The 22,385-nt window shown below is 70.2% G+C and carries 21 protein-coding genes; 5 read left to right on the top strand and 16 right to left on the bottom strand.

Annotation, left to right across the window (positions count from 1 at the left end):
* Positions 1–331: 331 nt before the first annotated feature.
* The gene (locus ABZS40_RS02215; RefSeq protein WP_354940976.1) at positions 332–625 is read left to right on the top strand and encodes a hypothetical protein; all 294 of its coding nucleotides are present in this window, start codon (positions 332–334) and stop codon (positions 623–625) included.
* A 2-nt stretch (positions 626–627) separates the two neighbouring features.
* Here ABZS40_RS02215 and ABZS40_RS02210 read toward each other — a convergent pair whose 3' ends face one another.
* Together ABZS40_RS02210 and ABZS40_RS02205 are read right to left on the bottom strand one after the other, a co-directional pair.
* Positions 628–1,701, bottom strand: a complete 1,074-nt coding sequence (locus tag ABZS40_RS02210) for an adenosine deaminase (RefSeq protein ID WP_354940973.1) — start codon at positions 1,699–1,701, stop codon at positions 628–630.
* A 52-nt stretch (positions 1,702–1,753) separates the two neighbouring features.
* Entirely contained in the window at positions 1,754–2,170 is a 417-nt protein-coding gene (locus ABZS40_RS02205) for a PPOX class F420-dependent oxidoreductase (RefSeq protein ID WP_354940970.1), read from the bottom strand.
* A 57-nt stretch (positions 2,171–2,227) separates the two neighbouring features.
* Here ABZS40_RS02205 and ABZS40_RS02200 point away from each other — a divergent pair, with 57 nt between their 5' ends.
* The gene (locus ABZS40_RS02200) at positions 2,228–2,725 is read left to right on the top strand and encodes a MarR family transcriptional regulator (protein ID WP_354940967.1); all 498 of its coding nucleotides are present in this window, start codon (positions 2,228–2,230) and stop codon (positions 2,723–2,725) included.
* Position 2,726: 1 nt separating this feature from the next.
* On the top strand, positions 2,727–3,611 hold the full coding sequence (locus ABZS40_RS02195; RefSeq protein ID WP_354940964.1) for a putative RNA methyltransferase: 885 nt from the start codon (positions 2,727–2,729) through the stop codon (positions 3,609–3,611).
* A 2-nt stretch (positions 3,612–3,613) separates the two neighbouring features.
* Here the strand turns inward: ABZS40_RS02195 and ABZS40_RS02190 are convergent, their stop codons facing one another.
* The 14 genes from ABZS40_RS02190 to ABZS40_RS02125 all read right to left on the bottom strand — a co-directional run bounded on the left by ABZS40_RS02190 (position 3,614) and on the right by ABZS40_RS02125 (position 19,416).
* Positions 3,614–4,294, bottom strand: coding sequence for a DUF4272 domain-containing protein (locus ABZS40_RS02190; protein ID WP_112677367.1), 681 nt, complete (start codon positions 4,292–4,294; stop codon positions 3,614–3,616).
* 110 nt (positions 4,295–4,404) lie between these two features.
* Positions 4,405–5,685 carry a thymidine phosphorylase gene (locus tag ABZS40_RS02185; RefSeq protein WP_354940961.1) on the bottom strand — a complete coding sequence of 427 codons (1,281 nt, stop codon included), beginning with the start codon at positions 5,683–5,685 and terminating at the stop codon, positions 4,405–4,407.
* Between the two features lie 136 nt (positions 5,686–5,821).
* Positions 5,822–6,526 (bottom strand): cytidine deaminase, encoded by a 705-nt coding sequence (locus ABZS40_RS02180; protein ID WP_354940958.1) that lies wholly within the window; start codon positions 6,524–6,526, stop codon positions 5,822–5,824.
* 176 nt (positions 6,527–6,702) lie between these two features.
* On the bottom strand, positions 6,703–7,983 hold the full coding sequence (locus ABZS40_RS02175; protein ID WP_238680475.1) for an ABC transporter permease: 1,281 nt from the start codon (positions 7,981–7,983) through the stop codon (positions 6,703–6,705).
* Between the two features lie 3 nt (positions 7,984–7,986).
* Positions 7,987–9,360 (bottom strand): ABC transporter permease, encoded by a 1,374-nt coding sequence (locus ABZS40_RS02170; protein WP_354940954.1) that lies wholly within the window; start codon positions 9,358–9,360, stop codon positions 7,987–7,989.
* 76 nt (positions 9,361–9,436) lie between these two features.
* On the bottom strand, positions 9,437–10,948 hold the full coding sequence (locus ABZS40_RS02165; RefSeq protein ID WP_354941576.1) for an ABC transporter ATP-binding protein: 1,512 nt from the start codon (positions 10,946–10,948) through the stop codon (positions 9,437–9,439).
* Between the two features lie 250 nt (positions 10,949–11,198).
* Entirely contained in the window at positions 11,199–12,266 is a 1,068-nt protein-coding gene (locus ABZS40_RS02160; RefSeq protein WP_238680491.1) for a BMP family ABC transporter substrate-binding protein, read from the bottom strand.
* Between the two features lie 276 nt (positions 12,267–12,542).
* On the bottom strand, positions 12,543–12,884 hold the full coding sequence (locus tag ABZS40_RS02155; protein WP_091397247.1) for a hypothetical protein: 342 nt from the start codon (positions 12,882–12,884) through the stop codon (positions 12,543–12,545).
* 69 nt (positions 12,885–12,953) lie between these two features.
* Positions 12,954–14,324, bottom strand: coding sequence for a hypothetical protein (locus ABZS40_RS02150; RefSeq protein ID WP_354940950.1), 1,371 nt, complete (start codon positions 14,322–14,324; stop codon positions 12,954–12,956).
* A gap of 4 nt (positions 14,325–14,328) precedes the next feature.
* Positions 14,329–14,739, bottom strand: coding sequence for a hypothetical protein (locus tag ABZS40_RS02145; RefSeq protein ID WP_354940947.1), 411 nt, complete (start codon positions 14,737–14,739; stop codon positions 14,329–14,331).
* Complete coding sequence (locus ABZS40_RS02140; protein WP_354940944.1) at positions 14,736–15,458, bottom strand: glycosyltransferase family 2 protein; 723 nt, start codon at positions 15,456–15,458, stop codon at positions 14,736–14,738. Before ABZS40_RS02140 ends, ABZS40_RS02145 begins: the two co-directional genes overlap by 4 nt.
* A 171-nt stretch (positions 15,459–15,629) precedes the next feature.
* Complete coding sequence (locus ABZS40_RS02135) at positions 15,630–16,529, bottom strand: sugar ABC transporter permease (RefSeq protein ID WP_354940942.1); 900 nt, start codon at positions 16,527–16,529, stop codon at positions 15,630–15,632.
* The gene (locus ABZS40_RS02130) at positions 16,526–18,169 is read right to left on the bottom strand and encodes an ABC transporter permease subunit (protein WP_354940939.1); all 1,644 of its coding nucleotides are present in this window, start codon (positions 18,167–18,169) and stop codon (positions 16,526–16,528) included. The genes ABZS40_RS02135 and ABZS40_RS02130 overlap by 4 nt, the downstream gene beginning before the upstream one ends.
* Positions 18,169–19,416, bottom strand: a complete 1,248-nt coding sequence (locus tag ABZS40_RS02125; protein WP_354940936.1) for a maltose ABC transporter substrate-binding protein — start codon at positions 19,414–19,416, stop codon at positions 18,169–18,171. Before ABZS40_RS02125 ends, ABZS40_RS02130 begins: the two co-directional genes overlap by 1 nt.
* A 197-nt stretch (positions 19,417–19,613) precedes the next feature.
* On the opposite strand from ABZS40_RS02125, the gene ABZS40_RS02120 reads away from it, so the two are divergent.
* Together ABZS40_RS02120 and ABZS40_RS02115 are read left to right on the top strand one after the other, a co-directional pair.
* On the top strand, positions 19,614–20,660 hold the full coding sequence (locus ABZS40_RS02120; protein ID WP_354940933.1) for a LacI family DNA-binding transcriptional regulator: 1,047 nt from the start codon (positions 19,614–19,616) through the stop codon (positions 20,658–20,660).
* 32 nt (positions 20,661–20,692) lie between these two features.
* Complete coding sequence (locus ABZS40_RS02115) at positions 20,693–22,327, top strand: glycoside hydrolase family 13 protein (protein WP_354940930.1); 1,635 nt, start codon at positions 20,693–20,695, stop codon at positions 22,325–22,327.
* Positions 22,328–22,385: the final 58 nt, after the last annotated feature.

The following is a 22,385-nucleotide window of genomic DNA, read 5'->3' as shown; positions in this document are numbered from 1 at the left end:
CTGGCCGGAGTAACTGAAGGTAATGAAACATCCGCACCGAGTTGTCCTACTGGCCGGTCCATCGGGGTCCGGAAAGTCGTACATAGCGCAGCAAACCGGCTTGCCGGTGCTGTGCTTGGACGACTTCTACAAAGACGGCGATGACCCTACGTTGCCGAGACGAAACGGCCAGGTGGATTGGGAATCGCCGCACTCCTGGGACGCCCTCAGTGCGGTGGAAATCATTGCCCAACTTGCCCGCGAGGGCCGAGCCGATGTGCCGGTTTATGCGATCGGCGCAGATCGACGGGTGGCCACCCGGCCATTTAATGTCGCCGGATCGCCACTTTTCGTGGCCGAAGGGATCTTCGCCGCCGAGATCGTCGAGGAATGCCGTCGCCGTGGCCTGCTCGCCGGGGCGTACGCGCTGCGCCGCCCGCGCGGTGCCACCTTCCTGCGCCGGCTCGCCCGTGACCTGTCCGAGCAGCGCAAGGCGCCTCGGCTGCTGATTCGGCGCGGGGTGGCGCTGCTGCGGGCCGAGCCCGCTGTGCTGCGTCGACAGATGGGCCTCGGCGCGGAGGCGGCCCGGGCTCGGGAGGTGCTGCGCCGGGTGGCCGGGCTGCTCGCCGGCCACCCCCATGGCTGAGCTCAGGCCAGCAACTTCGCGTACGCCGGCTTGATCACGTCATCGATGATCCGCAGCCGCTCGTCGAACGGGATGAAGGCGCTCTTCATCGCGTTGATGGTGAACCACTGCAACTCTTTCCAGCCGTAGCCGAACGTCTCCACCAGCAGCGACATCTCCCGCGACATCGAGGTGCCACTCATCAGCCGGTTGTCGGTGTTGACGGTGGCCCGGAAGCGCAGGTCCCGCAGCAGGCCGATCGGGTGGTCCGCGATCGAGGCCACCGCGCCGGTCTGCACGTTCGACGAGGGGCACAGCTCCAGGGGGATCCGCTTGTCCCGGACGTACGCGGCCAACCGGCCGAGCGAGCCGTCGGGGGCGATGTCGTCGACGATCCGCACCCCGTGGCCGAGCCGGTCCGCTCCGCACCACTGGATCGCCTGCCAGATCGACGGCAGACCGAACGCCTCGCCCGCGTGGATGGTGAAGTGGAAGTTCTCCCGCTGGAGGTATTCGAAGGCGTCCAGGTGCCGGGTGGGCGGAAAGCCCGCCTCGGCGCCGGCGATGTCGAAGCCGACCACCCCGGCGTCCCGGTGCCGCACGGCCAGCTCGGCGATCTCCTGGGAGCGGGCGGCATGCCGCATCGCGGTGAGCAGGGTGCCCACCCGGATGGTCAGGCCCGCCTCGACCGCCTGGGCGGTGCCCTCGGCGAACCCGGCCAGCACCGCCTCGACCACCTCGTCCAGGCTGAGGTCCCGTTCCAGGTGCTGCTCCGGGGCGAAGCGCACCTCGGCGTAGACCACGCCGTCGGTGGCCAGGTCCAGGGCGCACTCGCGGGCCACCCGACGCAGCGCGGGCGCGGTCTGCATGACCGCCACGGTGTGTGCGAACGTCTCGAGGTAGCGCTCCAGGGAACCGGAGTCCGCCGCGTCCGCGAACCAGCGTCCGAGCGCCTCCGGGTCGGTGGTGGGCAGTTCGTGGCCCACCTCGGCGGCCAGGTCGACGATCGTCGCCGGCCGCAGCCCGCCGTCGAGGTGGTCGTGCAGCAGCGCCTTCGGGACCTTGACGATGTCCTCGTACCGGATAGTTGCGACCATGCTCAGACCCTAGTCAGCGGCCTGGGCGGTCCGGTACGGGACCGGCCGGGCGTCATGGCCGCCACCCGTACACCCGGTGGACGTCGAGGCGGATCACGAGCCTCCCGTCGGCAACCATGGCGGCGCGGTAGTCCGCCCAGTCCGGGTGGTCGCCACGAATACGGCGGTAGACCTCGACCAGCTCGTCGACCGTCTCGTCGGTGGCGGCCACTGCCGGCTCGGTGAGCGTCACGGTCCCCTCGGCGACCGCGTACGCGCCGCCGTCCGGCGTGGTCACGTGGAAGCTGGCCCGGGGATCGCGGCGCAGGTTGCGCACCTTCGCCCGGCCCCCGGTGGTGGAGCAGCGGATCAACCCCGGCTCGGCCAGGTAGTCGAGGTTGGACAGCTGGGGCCGCCCGTCCCGGCGCACTGTGACCAGCACTCCGCGCCCCCGCTGACCGAACAACTCCCACAGCCGGTTTGTTGACATGTCATCGACCGTAGGGGGCGCTCGATGACATGTCAACAAAATGGCTAGACTGGGAGCATGGACGCACCCCGGTGGCTGGACGAGCGGGAGGACCGCGCCTGGCGCGGCTACCGCCGGATGCGTCGACTGCTCGACCTGGAGCTGGCCCGGGAGCTGACCCAGGACGCCGGCCTCTCCGAGCCGGACTACGACGTGCTGTCCGACCTCTCCGAGACACCCCAGGGGCGCCTGCGCCTCAGCGAGCTGGCGGACAGGATGCTGTGGTCACGTAGCCGGCTCTCCCACCACCTGAGCCGGATGCAGCAGCGTGGCCTGGTGACCCGCGAGGAGTGCGCCGACGATGCCCGCGGCTCGATCGTCGTGCTCACCCCGGCGGGCCGGCAGGCCATCGAGTCCGCCGCACCCGGTCACGTGACCGCCGTCCGCCGGCACCTGATCGACCTGCTCACCCCCGCGGAGGTCGACGCCCTCGGCGCGCTCACCCACCGGGTGGTCGACCACCTCGCCGACCCGGGCCCTCCGGCCACCCGGCCGCAGCCCGCAGCGAAGGCCTGACGTGGACCTCCGCATCCTCGACCGACTGCGCTGCCCGGTCTGCGGCGAGCCACTGGCCGAGGCGACCGCCGGCACCACCAGTGCGCTGCGCTGCCCGCGCCGGCACAGCTTCGACATCGCCCGGCAGGGTTACGTCAACCTCCTCGCCGGGCGCGCGCCGCACGTCGGCGACAGTGCTGAGATGGTGGCCGCCCGGGCGGGCTTCCTCGCCGCCGGGCACTACGACCTCATCTCGGCCGCCCTCCGCGACGCCGCGACGGAAGCCGTCGGTCGGCTCCGCGCGACGCCGACGCCGACGCCCGACGTCGGGGCGTACCCCCTGGTGGTGGATGCCGGCGCGGGCACCGGCCGATACCTCGGCGCGGTGCTGGCGGCGCTGCCGGACGCCGTGGGTCTGGCCCTGGACGTGTCCAAGCCGGCGCTGCGCCGCGCGGCCCGCGCGCATCCCCGGGCCGCCGCAGCGCTCGCCGACACGTGGCAGCGACTGCCGCTCGCCGACGCCTCGACCGCCGTACTGCTGAACGTCTTCGCCCCGCGCAACGGCCCGGAGTTCCACCGGGTGCTCGACCCGGCCGGCACGTTGCTGGTGGTCACGCCCGACACCGACCACCTCGCCGAGTTGGTGGACGCCCTCGACCTGCTGCGGGTTGACCCGGACAAGGCCGACCGGGTGGCCGGCAGTCTGGGCGGGCACTTCACGCCGGTCAGCTCCGTCGTGCACCGGGCGGAGCTGGCGCTGACCCAGGCGGAGGTCGCCACACTGGTCGGGATGGGCCCCAGCGCCTGGCACACCGACCCGGGCGCGCTCGCCGCCCGGCTGGCGGCGCTGCCCGAACCGGTCCGGGTCACAGTGGCGGTCCGGCTCGACGTCCTGCGACCTCGCTGACGTCAGGTGGAGAGGTCGACCTCTTCCCAGCCGGGCGGCTCGTCGTGGTACGGCCCGCGCAGGATCACCGCCCACTCCAGCGCCCAACGCCGCTGCCCGATCGCGTTCGCGTCGACCAGGCCCGGCGCACGCCGGCCGCCGCGCTCGGTCTCCAGGTACGCCCAGTCCAGGCAGTAGTGCAGATCCAGCAGGGCTGCCGCGTCGGCCGGGTGCTGCGGCGCGGTGAGGATCCGGGAGCGCCAGTGCGGGAAGGTCTCCCCCTCGGCGATGTGCGGCAGCCGCTCGACCAGCCGCTCGTCGACGGCCAGCGTCGGGTCGAGCTGCTTGCTCAGCCCGAGCACCCAGGCCAGCGCGAACAGCGCGTCGTGGTGCAGCACGAACGACCGGTGGTCACCCTTGCCGCCCATCACGAACTGCCACTCCGGCGGGGTGACCATGTCGACCAGGTGCGAGCCGAGCAGCCAGCTCATCGCCGCCTGCGGGGGCATCCCGAAACAGCGGGCCAGGATCAGGTGCAGCACCGCGATCCGCGCCTCGATCTCCACGGTCGGGCGCAGATCGATCTGGTCACCCGGCTCCCAGACGAGGGGAAACTGGGCCGGCGGCAACGGCAGGCCGAGCCGGGACAGCTCGTCCAGGCTCGCCTCGCGCACCTCACGTGGGTCGGGGGCAGCAACTGTCACGGCGGGTCTTCCTGTCTGCTCGCGCCGGCGCAAGGCCGGTTGTCCCCCCTTGGCCTGGGACAATAGCGCTCCCAGATGACCGGCACCACGCCAGGGCGACGCCGGATCGATCAGCCGATGCGTTCGATGACCAACGACGTCGCCGCCGGGGCCGTCGACGCGATCCGCACCGCGTTGGCGGCCTCGGTCAGCGCGGCCGGAATCCGCGTCGCGTCGTCGGCACGCAGCTCGTAGAGCGGGTCACCGGCCCGCACCTCGTCACCTGGCCGCTTGTGCAACACCACACCGGCCGGCACGCTGACCGGGTCCTCCTTGCGCGCCCGACCCGCGCCGAGCCGCCACGCCGCAACCCCCATGGCGTACGCGTCGATCGCCGCGACGTACCCGTCCCGCTCGGCGCGGACCACCTCCACCTCGGCGGCCGCTGGCATCGTCGCGTCCGGGTCGCCGCCCTGCGCCCGGATCATCGCCCGCCAGGAGTCCATGGCCCGGCCGTCGCGCAGCGCCGCCGCCGGGTCGGCGTCCGGCAGACCGGCGGCGTCGAGCATCTCCCGGGCCAGCGCGAGGGTCAGTTCCACCACGTCGGCCGGTCCACCACCGGCCAGCACCTCGACCGACTCGGTCACCTCGACAGCGTTGCCGATCGCCAGGCCGAGCGGGGTGGACATGTCGGTGAGCAGGGCGACCGTCCGCACCCCGTGCGCCCCGCCCAGTTCGACCATGGTGCGCGCCAACTCGCGGGCCTGGTCGGCGGACTTCATGAAGGCGCCCGAGCCGACCTTGACGTCGAGGACGAGCGCCCCGGTGCCCTCGGCGATCTTCTTGCTCATGATCGAGCTGGCGATCAGCGGGATCGCCTCGACGGTGCCTGTCACGTCGCGCAACGCGTACAGCTTGCGGTCGGCGGGGGCGAGCCCGGCACCGGCCGCGCAGATCACCGCGCCGACCTCGTCCAACTGGGCGATGAACTCGTCGTTGCTCACCGTGGCCCGCCAGCCCGGGATGGACTCCAACTTGTCCAGCGTGCCGCCGGTGTGCCCGAGACCCCGACCGCTCAGCTGCGGTACGGCCGCGCCACACGCCGCCACCAGCGGGGTGAGCGGCAGAGTGATCTTGTCGCCGACGCCGCCGGTGGAGTGCTTGTCGACAGTCGGCCGGCGCACCGCCGACAGGTCCAGCCGCTCACCGCTGGCGATCATCGCGGCGGTCCACCGGGCGATCTCCGGGCCGGTCATGCCGTTGAGCAGGATCGCCATCGCCAGCGCGGACATCTGCTCGTCGGCGACAACCCCCCGGGTGTACGCGTCGACCACCCAGTCGATCTGCGCGTCCGACAGCACACCCCCATCCCGCTTGACCCGAATAACGTCAACAGCAGCAAAACCACTCATCAGAAGATCTTTCCTCGTCTGTTGCAGATCCCGACCGGCGGCCGCTGACCACGTCGGGGCGGGGGCCGACCGTGCCCGGCGGAGGGATCAACCCTGACCGCCCGGAGCCGGGCACGGTCGGCCCCCGCCCCCAAGCTCAACCCCAGCGAACCGGGATCTCCAAAGGCGGCTCACCCTCGCCGGCCCAGAAGATGGTGCCGGTCGCGTCGACCACCACCACACGCGGTGTCCGGGCCAGGCCCCAGGTGATCGCCTCGGCCGGGTCGTCCCAGCTCGGCGCCTCCTCCAGCACCCCGGTCTCGGCGCCGGCGTCGTCGCCGGCCGACCTCTCCCAGTACGCCGTCCAGACCTGCTGACCAGCGGACATGTCCGGGTGCACGAAGACGGTGCCGCGCCCGCGCCAGGCAGCGAGCCGCTCCGGGACCACCGGCACCGGCGTCTCCCCGGTGACGGCCTCCAGATCCTCCACGCCGAAGGCGTGCGGCAGCAGCTCGGCCATCCGCAGTGGCCGGGTCTTGCTCTCGATCAGGCACTCCGGCCCGCCGTGCTCCCAGAGCAGCTGGCGGCAGCGGCCGCACGGCATCAACGGCTCGCCCGTCGCGTCGACGCAGGAGAGCGCCACGAGCCGACCGCCACCGGTGGCGTGCAGGCTGGAAACCACCCCGCACTCGGCGCACAGCGTCACCCCGTACGCGGCGTTCTCCACGTTGCAGCCGACCACGACGCGGCCGTCGTCGACCAGCGCGGCCGCGCCGACCGGGAACGTCGAATACGGCGCGTACGCGTGCCGCATCGCGTCGGTGGCGGCGGCGCGCAGCCGCGCCCAGTCAATGTCGGTCATGCCACCATTCTGCCCACGTAGCCCAGGTCAGAAGCGGGCAGGGCCGGGTGCAGGGGCAGCCCTCGGAAACTCGGCCGCGCCACAGCACTCCCTTCCGTGATCAAGTGATGAAAAGTAGGTCAGAGAACCCCCTGACACCTACTTTTCATCACCTGATCTCGGTGAAGGAACCTGCGTCAGCCCTTGATGTACGGCTTGCCGTCGGCGGCCGGTGCCCGGACCCGACCGACCAGCCCGGCGACGGCCAGGATGGTCGCCAGGTACGGCAACATGGCCAGGAACTGGCTGGGGATGACGCTGTTGATGGCCCCCAGGTAGGTGGCGAGCTGGTCGGCGAAGCCGAAGAAGAGCGCGGCGAGCAGCGCGCCGGTCGGGTTCCACCGGCCGAAGATCAGCGCGGCCAGGGCGATGAAGCCCTTACCGCCGATCATGTTCTTGGTGAACGAGTAGAGCGCCAGCGTGTAGGACGCGCCACCGATGCCGGCGACCACGCCGGCCAGCAGCACGTTGCGGTAGCGGACCCGCAGCACCTTGACGCCGAGCGTGTCGGCGGCGATCGGGTGCTCGCCGACCGAGCGGGTCCGCAGCCCCCACCGGGTGCGGAACAGCCCGATGTGGATCACCAGCACCAGGAGCAGCCCGAGGTACAGGAAGATGTTGCCGCGGAACAACGCCGGACCGAGCACCGGGATGTCCTTCAGCAGCGGGATCTCCCAGTTGCTGAAGCGGGGCGCGCTGTTGTACTTCGCGGCGTCGGTCTGCATCAGCCGCTCGTAGAGGAAGCCGGTGACGCCGACGGCCAGCAGGTTCAGCACGATACCCATGACGACCTGGTCGACCAGGTAGCGGATGGCGAAGACGGCCAGCAGCAGCGAGATGAACGCGCCGCCGATGGCGGCGGCGACCAGGCCCACCCAGACGCTGCCGGAGATGCTGCCGAACAGCGCGCCGCTGAACGCGCCCATCAGCAGTTGGCCCTCGATGGCCACGTTGACCACGCCGGACCGCTCGCAGAGCACCCCGGCGAGCGCGCCGAAGATCAGCGGCAGGGCCAGGATGAACGTGCCCCGGATGATGTTGACCAGCGGCATGAAGTTCTGCCCGGCCGGCGCGGCGGAGACCTGCCAGCAGAGGAACGACAGCACGAAGGCGACCAGCCCGACGCCGAGCACGGGGAGGAACCACCGCTTCGGCACACCGGCGAGCAGCGCCGCGCCGGCCGCGATCGTGATGATCCCGAACAGGATCGCCCCGATCGTTCCGTTGATCTCCAATGCGGCACCGGCCGCGTCGTCGCTGAGTGTGAACCGGGCCTGCTGGTCGGTGGCGAGCGCGCCGAAGAGCACCGCGGACAGCAGGCCGAGCGCCAGCAGCGTGAGACCGACCTTCCGGCTGCGGGTCCAGAAGCCCTCGTCGACCGGGGCGACCGCGATGTCGGGGACAGCCATGGTGGACATGAGTTACCAGCCCTTCGCCAGGCTCGTCTGCAACCGGGCGGCACGCGCGGCCCGGAGCTGGAAGATCGCCTTCACCAGGGCCGGTGCGGCGATGAAGATGACGATCAGCGCCTGGAGCACTGTCACCAGCTCCAGCGAGATCCCGGAGTACGACTGCATCCGGTTACCACCGGCCTGAAGCGCACCGAACAGCAGCGCGGCCAGCAGCACACCCCAGGGCTTCACCCGCCCGAGCAGCGCCACCAGGATGCCGTCGAAGCCGATCTGCGCGACCACCAGCGGAGTCAACGCGCTGGCGGTGGATCCGAGCACCATGTTCGAGCCGCCGAGGCCGGCCAGGATCCCGGCGAAGACCATGATCAGGATGTACGTCCGGGTGACGCTGATGCCGGCGGTCCGGGCGGCGTCCGGGTTGGCGCCGACAGCGCGCAGCTCGAAGCCGAGCGTCGAGCGGTTCAGCAGCCAGGCGACCGCCCAGGTGGCCAGCACGGCGAGCAGGATGCCGGCGTGCACCCGCAGGTTGTCGCCGAGCAGTCGGGGCAACTGGGCGGAGCTGTCCACCGCCTTGCTGATCGCGTCGGTGCGGTTCGGGTCCTGCACGCCGTTCTGCACGATCAACCAGGTGAGGAAGTACGTGGCGACGTAGTTGAGCATGATCGTGTTGATCACCTCGTGCGCGCCGGCACGGGCCTTGAGGATGCCGGGGATGAAACCCCAGATCGCTCCACCCAGCGCGCCGGCCAGCACCGCCACCAGCAGGTGCAGGCCGGGCGGCAGCGGCAGCAGGAAGCCGGCCAGCGCCGCCATGATCACGCCGATGGTGGCCTGGCCCTGGGCGCCGATGTTGAACAGGCCGCCGCGGAAGGCCAGCGCCACCGACAGACCGGTGAAGACCAGCGGCGCCGCGTAGGTCAGCGTCTCCGAGATCGGCGCGAGCACTGCCTGCCAGCCGTTGGCGCCGTCCAACCAGCCGGAGAACGCCTCGGGGTCGAAGACCGAGCCCTTGAACAGGTTCGCGTACGCCTCGCTGACCAGCGTCCAACTGGAGTTGATCGCGTCGGACGGGCGCGAGGTGATGTACGAGTAGGTGGAGAGCACCTCGGGATCAGAAATGATCATCAGCACCGCGCCGACCACGATCGCCAGCACCAACGACAGCAGCGTCACGGTGAAGGTGTTGGCCGCCCAGAGGTTGTCCAGGAACAACCGGCCCAGGCTCGGCTTCGGCTCCGGCTCCGGGGCCGGCTTCGCCACCGAGCGGTCCGGCTCGGTCGCCACCTCGGCCCGTTCGGTGTTGCCGAGCGCGTTCTGCGCGGCCTGCGCCTCGCTCGCCGGCTCCTTGTCCGGGGAGCCCGACTGCGGGTTGGGGTTGGTCATGCCGTCACTCCGCTTCGCTGCATGACGCCATGAGGCACCAGACCCCGACAACGATGATTCGCTCGCTGGCGCTTGCTCATGCCTTGTCCTCGCTCGCGGAACCATCGGCGCTCGCCGGGCCCTCGGTGGCGTCGTGGGCCGCGTCCGGGCTGATGCCGGCCATCAGCAGACCGATCTCCTCACGCGGGGTGTCCGGGCCGACGATGCCGATGATTCGACCGCGGTACATCACCGCGATCCGGTCGGCCAACCCGATCACCTCGTCGAGTTCGCTGGAGACCACCATGACGGCGGTGCCGACGTCCCGTTCGTGGATGATCTGGCTGTGGATGAACTCGATCGACCCGACGTCGACGCCACGGGTCGGCTGGGCGGCGATGAGGAGCTTCAGCGGCCGGGACAGCTCCCGGGCCACGATCACCTTCTGCTGGTTGCCGCCGGAGAGGGTCCCCACCGCCGCGTCGGCCGATGAGGTACGGACGTCGAACTGCTCGATCCGCTCCTTCGCCGAGGCGGCGATCGCGTCCGGCCTCAGCGCGAGCCCGGCACCGAACGGCGGTCGGTCGTAAATGTCCAGCACCAGGTTCTCCGCGACGCTGAACTCCTTGACCAGGCCGTCCACGCTGCGGTCCTCGGGCACGTAGCCGACGCCCGCCCGGAGCACCTTCTTCGGCTTCCAGCCGTCGATCCGGTCGCCGGCCAGGCTGATCGTGCCGGCGAGCACCGGGCGCAGGCCCATGACCGCCTCGATCAGCTCGGTCTGACCGTTGCCCTGTACGCCCGCCACGCCGAGCACCTCACCCGCGCGCACGGTCAGGTCCACCCCGTCGACCGCGCGGATCTGCCGGTCGTCGTCGACAACGAGCCCGGCCACCTCCAGCACGGGCTCGCCCGGTGTGGCCGGGGTCTTGTCCACGGTGAGCCGGACGTTGCGCCCGACCATCAACGCGGCCAGTTCGTCCCGGCTGGCCTCGGGTGAGGCGGTGGCGACGGTCTTTCCGCGTCGGATCACCGTGATCCGGTCGGCGATGGCCTTGACCTCGCCGAGCTTGTGGGTGATGAAGACGATCGACTTTCCGGCCGCCTTGAGCGACCGCATGACCGTCAGCAGTTCCTCGGTCTCCTGCGGGGTGAGCACAGCGGTCGGCTCGTCCAGGATGAGCAGGTCGACGTCGCGGGTGAGCGCCTTGACGATCTCGACTCGTTGCTGGATGCCGACCGGCAGGTCCTCGATCACCGCGTCCGGGTCGACCCGCAGGTTGTAGCGCTCGGACACCTCGGTGACCTCGCGCCGGGCCCGACGCCGGTCAAGAAAGCCGGCGATGCCGCCCCGGACCTGCTCGGCGCCGAGCATGATGTTTTCGGCGACGGTGAACACCGGCACCAGCATGAAGTGCTGGTGCACCATGCCGATCCCGGCCCCGATCGCGTCGGACGGGCCCTTCAGCTTCAGCGGCTTGCCGTCGACCAGGATCTCGCCCTCGTCGGGCTGGTAGAGCCCGTAGAGCACGTTCATCAGGGTCGACTTGCCCGCGCCGTTCTCGCCGAGGAGGGCGTGAATCTCTCCAGGCTCCACCGTCAGGTCGATGTGATCGTTGGCGACCAGATCACCGAACCGCTTGGTGATGCCGCGCAGTTCGAGTCTCAGCGCAACCTCCTGGAGTGCGAGCGATGGTGCAGCCTAGCTGCAGTGGACCGGCCGGACCGGGCCGGCCGCCGTGGTGCGCGATCGGCCGCTCCGACCCCCGCGGGGTACCCGCAGAGCCGGAGCGGCCGATCGGTCGTACCTGTCCCCCGCCGATCCTCCCGATGATCTCACCGGAGGGGCCGGCCGGTTGTCACTTGGTCGGCTGGGCCTTCGAGGTGACGGTGATGGTGCCGGCGGCGATGTCCGCCTTGATCTTGTCGACCTCGGCCTTCAGCTCGGCCGGAACCTTGCTGTCGAAGTCGTGGTACGGGGCGATCGAGACACCGCTGTTGGCGAGGGTGCCGACGAAGCCCGGGTTGGCCGGCAGCTTGTCGCCAGCGGCGGCCTTGACCACGGCCTCCTTGACGGCCTCCGGGATGTTCTTGACCACTGTGGTGATGATGGCCGCGCAGTCTGGGGTGCTCTCGCAGCCGTCGACGTCCACCCAGATGGTGCTGTACTTGCCGCCCGAGGCCTTGGCCGCGGCGGTGGTGCCGAGGCCGGAGCCGCCGGCGACCGGCATGATGATGTCCGCGCCCTGGGCGACCAGCGCGTCGGAGACCTTCTTGCCCTCGTCCTGCTTGGCGAAGTCGTTGGTGAACGAACCCTTCTGGGTCTGCTTGTTCCAACCCAGCGCCTGGACGTTCTTCTTCTTCGTGGTGTTGTAGTACGTCACACCGTCGACGAAGCCGTCCATGAAGATGGTGACCGGCGGGATCGGCAGACCACCGTAGGTGCCCACCTTGCCGGTCTTGCTCATCCCAGCGGCGAGGTAGCCGGCCTGGAACGCGGCCTGGGCGGTGTCGAACTGCATCGGGTAGACGTTGGCGTCACCCGGGTTCGCGTCGACGATGCCGAACTCCTGGTTCGGGTTCGCCTTGGCGATCTTCGAGGTGGCGTTGGCCATCAGGCCACCGACCGCCAGGATGAAGTCGCACTTCTGGTTGACGTACTGCGTCAGGTTCGGCTCGTAGTCGGCCTCGGCCTTGGACGCGACGAACTTGATGTCGATGTTGTCGTTGGCGGCCTTGGCCTCCTGCAGACCCTTCCAGGCCGAGGTGTTGAACGACTTGTCGTCGATGCCGCCGACGTCGGTCACCATGCAGGCGCTGAACTTCTTGGCGCCACTGCCGGCGTTGTTGTCATCCTTGGGGGCCTCGCCACAAGCGGCGGCGGTGAGCGCGAGCCCACCCACCGCGAAGATCGAGGCGATCCGCATCCCACGCACCGAGCGCAAGACGTCTCCTTCCCATTGCACACCGCGCCTAATGCGGTGGCAGCCCATCAGCCGACCTGCGGTATGCCGCCGGCTGTCCCACGTTACGGACGGGAGCGTACGCCTGCGCCCACCCACCGGCCGACAATCGTGCACGACTGTTGAACGCCTGTTACCCGGGTGTAACCCTTGCGTGGGGCACGTCACTCTTCGTACTGGTAAGCGAGCGCCGAGGCGTCCGTAACGTCCGTTTTCTGGAGGCGCCTTCCTCCTCGGACGTTACCGCCAAAAGACCGCGACCGCCGCGTTGACCAGGGTCAGACCGACGATCGCGAGGAAATGACCGCGGTTGACCACGTCCCGCTTCCGGGAGAAGAAGACCATGACGAAGATCAGCAGGGCGATCACCAACTTCGTCACAAGTTTTGCCGGCGCCGGCTCGTCGCCGTCGCGCAGCGGCGCGGAGAGGCCGAGCCCGGTCAGCAACTGGATCACCGCGCCCCACAGCATGGCCGGGTTGATGCGTAGCCGACCGCTGGCGTACTGGGCGATCGAGCCACCGAGCAGCAGGGCGAACCCGATCAGATGGACGTAGAGGAGGATGAGTCTGAGAGCTTCCACGGTCGCCATACTTCCCTATGAACGACGAATCGTAGTAGTGGGAACCGCCGATGGGCGTGGATCAGTCGATCAACCGGTCGCTGTGGGGGTGGCACCAGACAGGGCCGGCTCGCGCGGCTGGTCGAGCACCGGTTGCGACTCCGCCCGGCTGTCACCGCCGAACGCGACGGCGACCCATCCGGCGAGGCTCACCGCAGCCAGGAGCAGCACCGGCAGCGTCACCCGGTGCACCGAGGTCGCCAGCCACCACTCGATGTCGTTCGGGCCGGACAGGTACGTCCCGACCAGAACAGCAAGGTAGTAGCCGTTGGCCGCCCACACCCAGCCGTCCGCCGCAAGCCCGGCGGCACGCCGTCGCCCTCGCAGGAACAGCGTGCCGAGCAGCGCCACCACGGCAGCGCCCACCAGCACCGGACCGACCACGTCCCACAGGGCCGCGATGGTGAACTGGAACCGCTCCACCACCTCCGCGCCCCGGTCACCCGAGCCGCCGTTGGTGATGTCCGACTGGGCGTCCAACAGGCGGGCCAGCACCGCCCAGGCGCCCCCGGCCAGCACCGGCAGCCAGACCAGCGCGGCTCGCCGCAGGTCGGCGCGGGCCCGCACGGTGACCAGCACGGCCAGGCCCGCGGCGGCGATCAGCCCCTCGTTCTTACTGAGCGCCGCGACGGTGAGCAGCAACAGCGGCAACAGGGGTCGGCGCAGTGGTTCCGCACTGAGCAGCAGGGCCACCACCGCTCCGGCGAAGGCGGCGGACCAGAGCGCGTCGGCGAGCCCGCCGGTCACCGCGTACGGGACGTTCGACCAGGTCGCCAGGCCCACCGCGATGGCCAGCGCCCAGGCCACCCGCGCGGACACCCGGCCCAGCGCCCGCCGGACCAGGTAGACCAGCATCGCGACCGCGGAGACGGTGACCAGCGCGCCAACGAGCTGGGCGGTACGGAAGTCCGGCTCGACGACGCTCCACACGGCCGCGACGGGCGCGGAGGCGAGTGGCGGGTAGTCGGTGTGCGAGAAGACGAAGGCGGGGCTGCCGATCGTCGCACGCGCGTACTCACCTCCGTTGGCGAAGTAGCCGGCGTGCAGCCACCAGATCGAGTGCGCGTCCCACTGGTGGGCCGGCTCGAAGATCATGAGGCACGGCGGGAGCAGTGGCAGCGCGATCAACAGCGCGTGCGACCACCGCCCGTACGGTGCGGGCTCGCCGGGGCGGCGCAACAGCCACCAGGCGCCAACCGCCCCGGCGGCCAGCACCAGGGCGATCCAGAGCGGCAGTGGACCGCCGACGACCAGCATCAGGACCACCGCGACAGTGCTCAGCAACGCCGCCACCAGGGGCGCGAGGAGCAGGGCGAGGAAGGGGCTGCGCAGGATCGCGAAGGCCAGCGGGAAGCCGGCGACGAGGAGGGCGAGTACGGCGAGCACCGGGGTGGGATCCATGTCGTCAGTCGACCTTCCGTACGACCAGCCGCACGCCGGCGCTGGTCGGCCGCTTCCGCTGCACCGAGGCGACGCCCACCGTGTAGTCCTGCGGCGCACCCGCGACGACCACACATCCGCGCAGCACGGCCAGCTCACTCAACCGCTGACGCCACAGGTCCTTGTTGGCCCGGGCCGGGGTGAGCGAGATCCGGCTGCCCGTGGGCACCTGCTCGACGAACTGGCCCCGGAGCGTCTCCAGGTCCACCTGGTGCTGGAGTGCGGGGAGGTCATGTTCCCGGTCACTCATCAGGGCGACGCCGCGGCCGGTGGCCTGAACGGCGCCCTGGACGGTCAGGAGCAGGCAGCCCACCCCGACGAGCGCCACGACGATCCGAGCGACAGTTGTCGAATTCCGGTGCTTCGTGGCCGTCATCGGTCAGCGAGCGTCTTGGCGGGGACGCCCTGCGGACGACGCCGGGCCCGTTCCCGGCCCAGGATCCACAACGCCTCGACCCCGTCCCGCCAGGTGATCTTCTTGCCCTCGTCCCGGCCCCGCGCCCGGTAGGTGATCGGCACGTCGTAGGGGCGGATCCGCCGCCGCAGCAGTTTGCCCGTCACCTCGGCCTCCATGCCGAACCCGCGGGAGCGGATGTTCAGCGACCGGTACAGCTCCACCGGCATCAGCTTGAAGCACGTCTCCAGGTCACCGATGTAGGAGTTGAACAGGACGTTGGCCGCCGTGGTGACCCCCCGGTTTCCGACCACGTACCAGAAGCTGTAGGCGCTGTGGCTGCCGAAGGTGCGGTTGCCGTAGACGACCGTCGCGTGCCCCTGCAGGACCGGTGCCAGCAGCCTCGGAATGTCCTGTGGGTCGTACTCCAGGTCGGCGTCCAGGATCACCATGTACTCGCCGCGGGCGCTGGCCACGGCCGTCTTGATCGCCGCGCCCTTGCCCGCGTTACGCGGGTGCGTCACGACCCGTAGCCGCGCGTCATCCATCCGAGCGAGGATCTCCGCAGTTGCGTCGGTACTGCCGTCGTCGACCACCACGATCTCAATCTCGCACGGGTACCGCACAGCGAGGGCCTGCTTCAGTGCCTCCGCGACGCGTTCCGCTTCGTTGTAGACCGGCATCAAGATCGACAATTGCACGAGAGTTCTCCCCGGGAACCGCACCGGACGGCGGATGAAGAGGCGGCGAAACCGCCAGCGGCTAGTGAAGCAGGCGCGCCACACGTTCGCTGGCCCGCTCTCGCTGAGCAGCGTCGTGGCGGTGCCGAAGCACCCTACCTCGCGCCACCGGAGACCGACCGCCCCCCGACCTCACCCCTTGACGGCGCCCGAGGTCAGTCCGGAGACGATGTACCGCTGGAGGAACTGGAAGACCAGCACCGTCGGGACCGCGGTCAGCAGGGTGCCGGCTGCGAAGATACCGAAGTTGTTGTTGCGCTCATTGCCCTCCAACAGCCCGTACATCCCCACCGCCAGGGTCTTGGAGTCCGTGCTGGTGAGGAAGACGTTGGCCATCAGGAACTCGTTGATGGTGCCGATGAAGGCCAGCAGCCCGGCGACCGCCAGGATCGGCGCCACCAGCGGCAGCATGATCCGGAAGAAGACCTGGGCGTGCGAGGCGCCGTCCATGGTCGCCGACTCGTCCAGCTCCCGGGGCAGCGTGTCGAAGAAACCCTTCATCAACCAGGTGTTCACCCCGAGTGCGCCACCCAGGTAGAGCAGCAGCAGACCCCAGGGAGTGTTGAAGCCGATCGACGGCCACAGGTCGGTGATCGTGCCGAAGATCAGGTAGATCGCCACGATCGCCAGGAACTGCGGGAACATCTGGATCAGCAGCAGCGAGAGCAGCCCCACGCGGCGGCCACGGAACCGCATCCGGGAGAACGCGTACGCGGCGAGCGCCGAGAGGAACACCGACGCGAACGACGCCACCCCGGCGATCAGCAGCGAGTTGAGGAACCACCGCCCGAAGGCGGTTCGCTCGAACAGTCCACCGAAGTTGCCGAGGGACACCCCGCCGGTCGGCACCAACTCGGTGGTGGACAACGTGCCGAGCGGGTTCAGTGCGGCGGAGAGCACGAACACGATCGGGAAGAGGCTGAACAGCACGCCGAGCAGGGCCACCAGATGCCGCCAGCCGACCTGGGCGAACCAGCGATTACGCCGCCGGCCGGTCCGGTTGAGGTTGCGGTTGCGGTTGACCACGCTCACGCGTACACCTCTTCCTGTTTGCGGGTCCGCCGGAAGCTCACCGCGGAGACCACAGCGACGATGGCGAAGATGAACAGTGAGATCGCGGCGGCGAAGCCGAACTGCGCGCCCTGCCCGCCGAAGGCCAGCCGGTAGGTGTACGTGATGAGCAGGTCGGTGGCGCCGTTGGCCGGGTTGTCGGCGGGGAACGGCGCACCCTCGGTGGTCAGGTAGATCGCGTTGAAGTTGTTGAAGTTGAACGCGAAGGACGAGATCAGCAGCGGGGAGAGCGCGACCAGCAGCAGCGGCAGTGTGACCGCGCGGAAGGACTGCCAGGGCGAGGCCCCGTCGACCGATGCGGCCTCGGTCAGCTCACGCGGGATGGCCTGCAACGCGCCGGTGGCGACCAGGAACATGTAGGGGTAGCCGAGCCAGAGCTGCACGAGGATGACAGCGAAGCGGGCCGTCCACGCCTGCCCGAACCAGTCCACATTCACCCCGAACAGGTTGTTGATCAGGCCGAAGTCGGCGTTGAACATGTCCCGCCAGGCCAGCAGCATCGCGAACGACGGCATGGCGTACGGCAGGACGAGCAGCACCCGGTAGAAGTTGGTGCCGCGCATCCGGGGCGAGTGCAGGACCAGGGCGAGCAGCATGCCGAGCAGGAACGTTCCGCCGGTGGAGCCGATCGCGAAGGCGAAGTTCCAGATGAGACTGCTCAGGAACGGGCCGGAGATGTTCTCGTCGGTGAGGACCCGGGTGAAGTTGGTCAGCCCGACATTGACCTTCCAGCCCTGGGCCAGCCGCTCACCGTCGGCGGCGACGAAGGCGCCCGCCTCGGCGTCGGCGGTCCAGGTCTGCCCGGTCTCGGCGTCCCGGATGCAGTCGCAGCCGGCGTCGTACGCCCGCACCGCCTTGCCCTCGTACGCGCGGGACAGTCCGCTGGAGCGCACCGCACCGACCGGGGTGGGCACCACCAGGTCGGTGATCTCCTTGCTGCGGGAGCTGGCCTGGCCGACGGTCAGCACCGTGTACCCGTCGGCGGCGGTGACCCGGCCACCGGTGGCGACAGTGACGTCGGCGGGGTCGAGTCGGCGCAGCCCGTCGGTGTCGCCGACGGAGACCGCGCCGGTGCCCGGGTCGGTGACCAGGAAGACCAGCGCACCGGTGGCCGGGTCGCCCTTGGTGGCGATGGACAGGGCGTACTCGGCGGACCCGGGTACCTGGGTGACCGACGAGGACCCGATGGCGACGATCGCGTCGTCCTTGCTGCCCCGGTGCCCGTCGCCGAAGTTGGTGAAGGCGGTGCTGGCGGTGTAGAGCACCGGGAAGACCTGGAAGGCGAGCAGGAACAGGGTTCCCGGGACCAGGTACTTGGCCGGGATGTGCCGGCGGGTGAGGTACAGGTAGAACAGCCCGGCGGTGGACGCCGCCAGCAGTGCCAGGCCGGGCCACATCCCGGCGGCGATGAGCGGGAACGCCGCCCAGACCGCGACACCGGCGGTCAGGCCGAGCAGGAGCACCTTGCCGGCGAGCCCGGTCACCGTGATCGGCGCGTCGTCGCGGGTACGCGACGGACAAGAGCGCGGAGGGCGGGAGCCGGCGGGCTCCCGGCCCGGGGCCTGCGTGGCAGACCCCGGGCCGGACAGCGGCGTACTCATTACTTGATCTGGCCGGAGATGGTCTTGCCGGCCGCGGTGATGGTGCTGGTCGGGTCTGCCCCGCCGATGACGGCTGCCTCGGCCTTGCCGAACGGGTCCCAGATCGCTGCCATCGCCGGGATGGCCGGAAGCACCTGCCCGTTCCTGCCCGCCTCCTGGAACTTGGCCAGGTCCGGGTCGGTGCCCTTGACCTGGTCGAGGGCGGCGGTCAGCGCCGGCGGCCGGGGCTCGGCGTTGTACAGCGCGACGGCCAGCTCGGGAGTGGTGGTGTAGTTGGCCACGAACTCCTGGGCCAGCGCCTTGTTCTTGCCCTTGGCGGCGACGTAGAACGCCTGCACGCCCACGAACGGCTGGGCCTCCCTGCCGCCGGCGAAGCCGGGGATCGCCGAGATGTCGTACGTGATGTTGGCCTTCTTCACGTCGGCCACGGCCCACGGCCCGGAGACCAGGTACGCGCACTTCCTGCCGGTGAAGGTGGCGATCGAGTTGGTGTCCGCGATGGAGCGCTTGAGCACGCCCGCGCCCTTCTCGCCGAGCGCGCCGATCTTCTTGAAGGCTTCGATCGACTCGGGCTTGCCCACGCCCAGGTCCTTCGGGTCGTAGTCCCCGTTGGCGCCGGTCCCGAAGAGATAACCGCCGGCCGAGGTGTACAGCGGGTAGATGTGGTACGCGTCGCCGTTCTGGCCGACCTGGAGGCAGAGCGTCTCGGTGGCCTTCTTCGACGCCTTGAGCGTCCTGCCGGTGGCGACCAGGTCCTCAATGGTCTTCGGCGCCTCCGGGGCCAGCTCGGTGTTGCGGATCAGCGCCAGGTTCTCCTGGGCGTACGGCACGCCGTAGAGCTGACCGTTGAAGGTGACCGCCTTGATGGCTGTCGCGTTGAAGGCGCTCTTCTGCTCGGCGGCGAGCTGCACCGGGTCGATGGCGCCGTTCTGCACCAGGTTGCCGATCCAGTCGTGTGCGCCGACCACCACGTCCGGGCCGCTGCCCTGCTGGGACGCGGTGACGAAGTTGGTCTGCAGGTCCTTGCTGACGGCTTGGACCTCGACGGTGACACCGTTCTCCTGGCCGAACTTCTCGGCGAACGGCTTGAGGGCGGCGGTCCGCTTGTCGTCCGCCCAGATCACCAGTTTGCCGCCGGCGGCCTTGGGGGTGTCCTTCGCGGCCGGCTCGTCGCTGTCGCCACCGCAGCCCGAGGCGGCGAGGGCCAGGGCGAAGAGGGCGACCACACCCGCGGTACGGATGCGCATCGGTGCTCCTGTCGTCATGGGGGTCCGCCGGGGGAAGGGCGGCCCGCCAGTGGAAACCTCTGGAATTCTTGCCATCCGGCGCATGGATGCTGCGCCGCTGCTCTCGCATGTTGCGGGGACGTTAGCAAGACGTTGCAAGTAATGGAAGGGTTTGCAGAGCACCCCGCAAGAACTTGCCGGTGGGCTAAAGTGCCGCCATGCGCGCTCGACTGTCCGACATCGCCCAGCAGGCCGAAGTCAGCGAGGCCACGGTGTCGCGGGTGCTCAACGACCGCCCCGGCGTGGCCCCGGAGACCCGGCAGGCCGTCCTCACCGCCCTCGACGTGCTCGGGTACGAGCGCCCGGCCCGGCTGCGTAAGCGCAGCGCCGGGCTGGTCGGCCTGGTGGTGCCGGAGCTGGACAACCCGATCTTCCCCGCCTTCGCACAGGTCATCGAGTCCACACTGGCGCAGAGCGGGTTCACCCCGGTGCTCTGCACCCAGACCGCCGGCGGCGTGACCGAGGACGAGTACGTGGAGATGCTGCTGGACCGGCAGGTCTCCGGGATCGTCTTCGTCTCCGGCCTGCACGCCGACACGGCCGCCAACCACGACCGCTACCGGGCGCTGCTCGCCCGGCCGTTGCCGGTCGTGATGATCAACGGGTACGTGCCCGGCATCGGCGCGCCCTTCGTCTCCTGCGACGACCGGGAGGCGGCCGAGCTGGCCGTCGCCCACCTGGTCGCGCTTGGGCACCGGCGGATCGGCCTGATCACCGGCCCGAACCGGTTCGTCCCGGTGCAGCGCAAGGTGGCCGGCTGGCGCTCCGCGATGACCCGACTGGCCGGCGTCGCCGAGGCCGACCTGGGTCCGCTGGCCGAGCTGTCACTGTTCGGAGTGGAGGGTGGCGAGGCGGCGGCCGGACGCCTGCTGGACCGCGGCGTCACCGGCGTGGTCTGCGGCTCGGACCTGATGGCGCTCGGCGCGATCCGGGCCGCCCGCCAACGCGGCCTCAACGTCCCCGACGGCCTCTCCGTGGTCGGCTACGACGACTCCCCGCTGATGGCCTTCACCGACCCGCCGCTGACCACGATGCGGCAACCGGTCACCGCGATGGCGGTGGCCGCCGTCCGGGCCCTGGTGGACGAGATCAACGGGCACGGCGCCCCGCACTCGGAGTACCTGTTCCGTCCGGAGCTGGTGGTGCGCGGTTCCACAGCTGTCGCGCCGAGTTCCGCCCGCCTTTCTTACGCAAGATCTGCTTGACTCTTGCAGCGGCGGGCCGGCATATTGCTCGAATGATCAGCACCGCCACCCCGCCGCACGCCACCGACGACGACTGGTGGCGCTCCGCGGTCGTCTACCAGGTGTACGTCCGCAGCTTCGCCGACAGCGACGGCGACGGCACCGGCGACCTCCAGGGCATCCGGCAGCGCCTGCCGTACCTGCGCGACCTCGGGGTGGACGCGCTCTGGCTGACCCCCTTCTACACCTCGCCGATGATCGACGGCGGGTACGACGTGGCCGACTACCGGAACGTCGACCCGATGTTCGGCACCCTCGCCGACTTCGACGCGATGATCACCGACGCGCACGCTGACGGCCTGCGGATCATCGTCGACCTGGTGCCCAACCACACCTCCAGCGCGCACCACTGGTTCATCGCCGCGCTCGCCGCCGGCCCCGGCTCACCGGAGCGGGCCCGCTACCTCTTCGCCGACGGCCAGGGCGCGCACGGCGAGTTGCCTCCGAACGACTGGGAGAGCATCTTCGGCGGCCCCGCCTGGACCCGGACCGCTGACGGTCAGTGGTACCTGCACCTGTTCGACAGGTCGCAGCCGGACCTGAACTGGCGCCACCCGGAGGTCCGCGCCGAGTTCGAGGACGTCCTGCGGTTCTGGCTGGACCGGGGCGTCGACGGATTCCGCGTCGACGTGGCGCACGGCATGATCAAGGCGGAAGGGCTGCCGGACGTCGGCTTCAGCTCGACGACCACCGGCCAGCGCCAGGTCGAACTGCTCGGCAAGGGTCGGTTGCCGTACTTCGACCAGGACGAGGTGCACGAAATCTACCGGGCCTGGCGGCCCATCCTGGACAGCTACCCGGGCGGCCGGATGGCGGTCGCCGAGGCGTGGGCCGAGACCCCGCAACGCTTGGCCCGCTACATCGGCCCGGACGAGTTGCACCAGGCGTTCAGCTTCGACTTCCTCGACGCCACCTGGTCGGCCGACTCGTTCCGCAAGGTGATCGACACCGCGTTGGCCGAGGCGACAGTCGTCGGGGCGCCGACCACCTGGGTGCTGTCCAACCACGACAAGCAGCGGCACGTCACCCGGTACGGCGACGGCGTCGAAGGGCTGCGCCGAGCCCGGGCCGCCAGCCTGCTGATGCTCGCCCTGCCCGGCTGCGCCTACCTCTACCAGGGCGAGGAACTGGGCCTGCCGGAGGTCCTCGACCTCCCCGACGAGCTGCGCCAGGATCCGGCGTTCCTGCGCACCGGCGAGAGCCGCGACGGCTGCCGGGTGCCCATCCCGTGGAGCGGCGAACTGGCCCCGTACGGCTTCGGGCCGGCCGGCAGCGAGCTGAGCTGGCTACCCGCCCCGGGCCTCTGGCAGGCGCTGTCCGTCACCGCGCAGACCGACGTGCCCGGCTCGACCCTGGAGCTGTACCGGGCCGCGCTGCGGATCCGCCACGTCCATCCCGCGCTCGCCCTCGACGCCGACGGGGTCACCTGGCGGGAGAGCGAGCCGGGCGTGCTGGCCTTCTCCCGCTCCACCGGCGCGACGGTGCTGACCTGCGTGGTCAACTTCAGCGGCGCTCCGGTCCTGATCGACGGGCACGGTCAGCCGCTCGTTGCCAGTGACGAGCTCACCGAACAGGGCTCCGGTCAACTGCTGCCAATCGACGCGGCAGTCTGGTTGGAACGGCCCTGAACGGGTAACTCGTTCTCGACCTGGTCGTTCGTCGTGCCCCGCGCCGACGGGCGACTGG

Origin of the sequence: Micromonospora sp. NPDC005324, assembly GCF_040607155.1 — a bacterium.
Taxonomy (GTDB): Bacteria; Actinomycetota; Actinomycetes; order Mycobacteriales; family Micromonosporaceae; genus Micromonospora; species Micromonospora trifolii.
The sequence above is the reverse complement of the archived record's forward strand: the minus strand, read 5'-3'. Positions and strand labels throughout refer to the sequence as shown.

Bases quoted from the DNA above. Each gene is read 5' to 3' on its own strand.
- ABZS40_RS02210 (WP_354940973.1), bottom strand. From the start codon at position 1,701: ATGGTCGCAACTATCCGGTACGAGGACATCGTCAAGGTCCCGAAGGCG.
- ABZS40_RS02205 (WP_354940970.1), bottom strand. From the start codon at position 2,170: ATGTCAACAAACCGGCTGTGGGAGTTGTTCGGTCAGCGGGGGCGCGGA.
- ABZS40_RS02200 (WP_354940967.1), top strand. From the start codon at position 2,228: ATGGACGCACCCCGGTGGCTGGACGAGCGGGAGGACCGCGCCTGGCGC.
- ABZS40_RS02185 (WP_354940961.1), bottom strand. From the start codon at position 5,685: ATGAGTGGTTTTGCTGCTGTTGACGTTATTCGGGTCAAGCGGGATGGG.
- ABZS40_RS02180 (WP_354940958.1), bottom strand. From the start codon at position 6,526: ATGACCGACATTGACTGGGCGCGGCTGCGCGCCGCCGCCACCGACGCG.
- ABZS40_RS02175 (WP_238680475.1), bottom strand. From the start codon at position 7,983: ATGTCCACCATGGCTGTCCCCGACATCGCGGTCGCCCCGGTCGACGAG.
- ABZS40_RS02170 (WP_354940954.1), bottom strand. From the start codon at position 9,360: ATGACCAACCCCAACCCGCAGTCGGGCTCCCCGGACAAGGAGCCGGCG.
- ABZS40_RS02160 (WP_238680491.1), bottom strand. From the start codon at position 12,266: ATGCGGATCGCCTCGATCTTCGCGGTGGGTGGGCTCGCGCTCACCGCC.
- ABZS40_RS02150 (WP_354940950.1), bottom strand. From the start codon at position 14,324: ATGGATCCCACCCCGGTGCTCGCCGTACTCGCCCTCCTCGTCGCCGGC.
- ABZS40_RS02145 (WP_354940947.1), bottom strand. From the start codon at position 14,739: ATGACGGCCACGAAGCACCGGAATTCGACAACTGTCGCTCGGATCGTC.
- ABZS40_RS02130 (WP_354940939.1), bottom strand. From the start codon at position 18,169: ATGAGTACGCCGCTGTCCGGCCCGGGGTCTGCCACGCAGGCCCCGGGC.
- ABZS40_RS02125 (WP_354940936.1), bottom strand. From the start codon at position 19,416: ATGCGCATCCGTACCGCGGGTGTGGTCGCCCTCTTCGCCCTGGCCCTC.
- ABZS40_RS02120 (WP_354940933.1), top strand. From the start codon at position 19,614: ATGCGCGCTCGACTGTCCGACATCGCCCAGCAGGCCGAAGTCAGCGAG.
- ABZS40_RS02115 (WP_354940930.1), top strand. From the start codon at position 20,693: ATGATCAGCACCGCCACCCCGCCGCACGCCACCGACGACGACTGGTGG.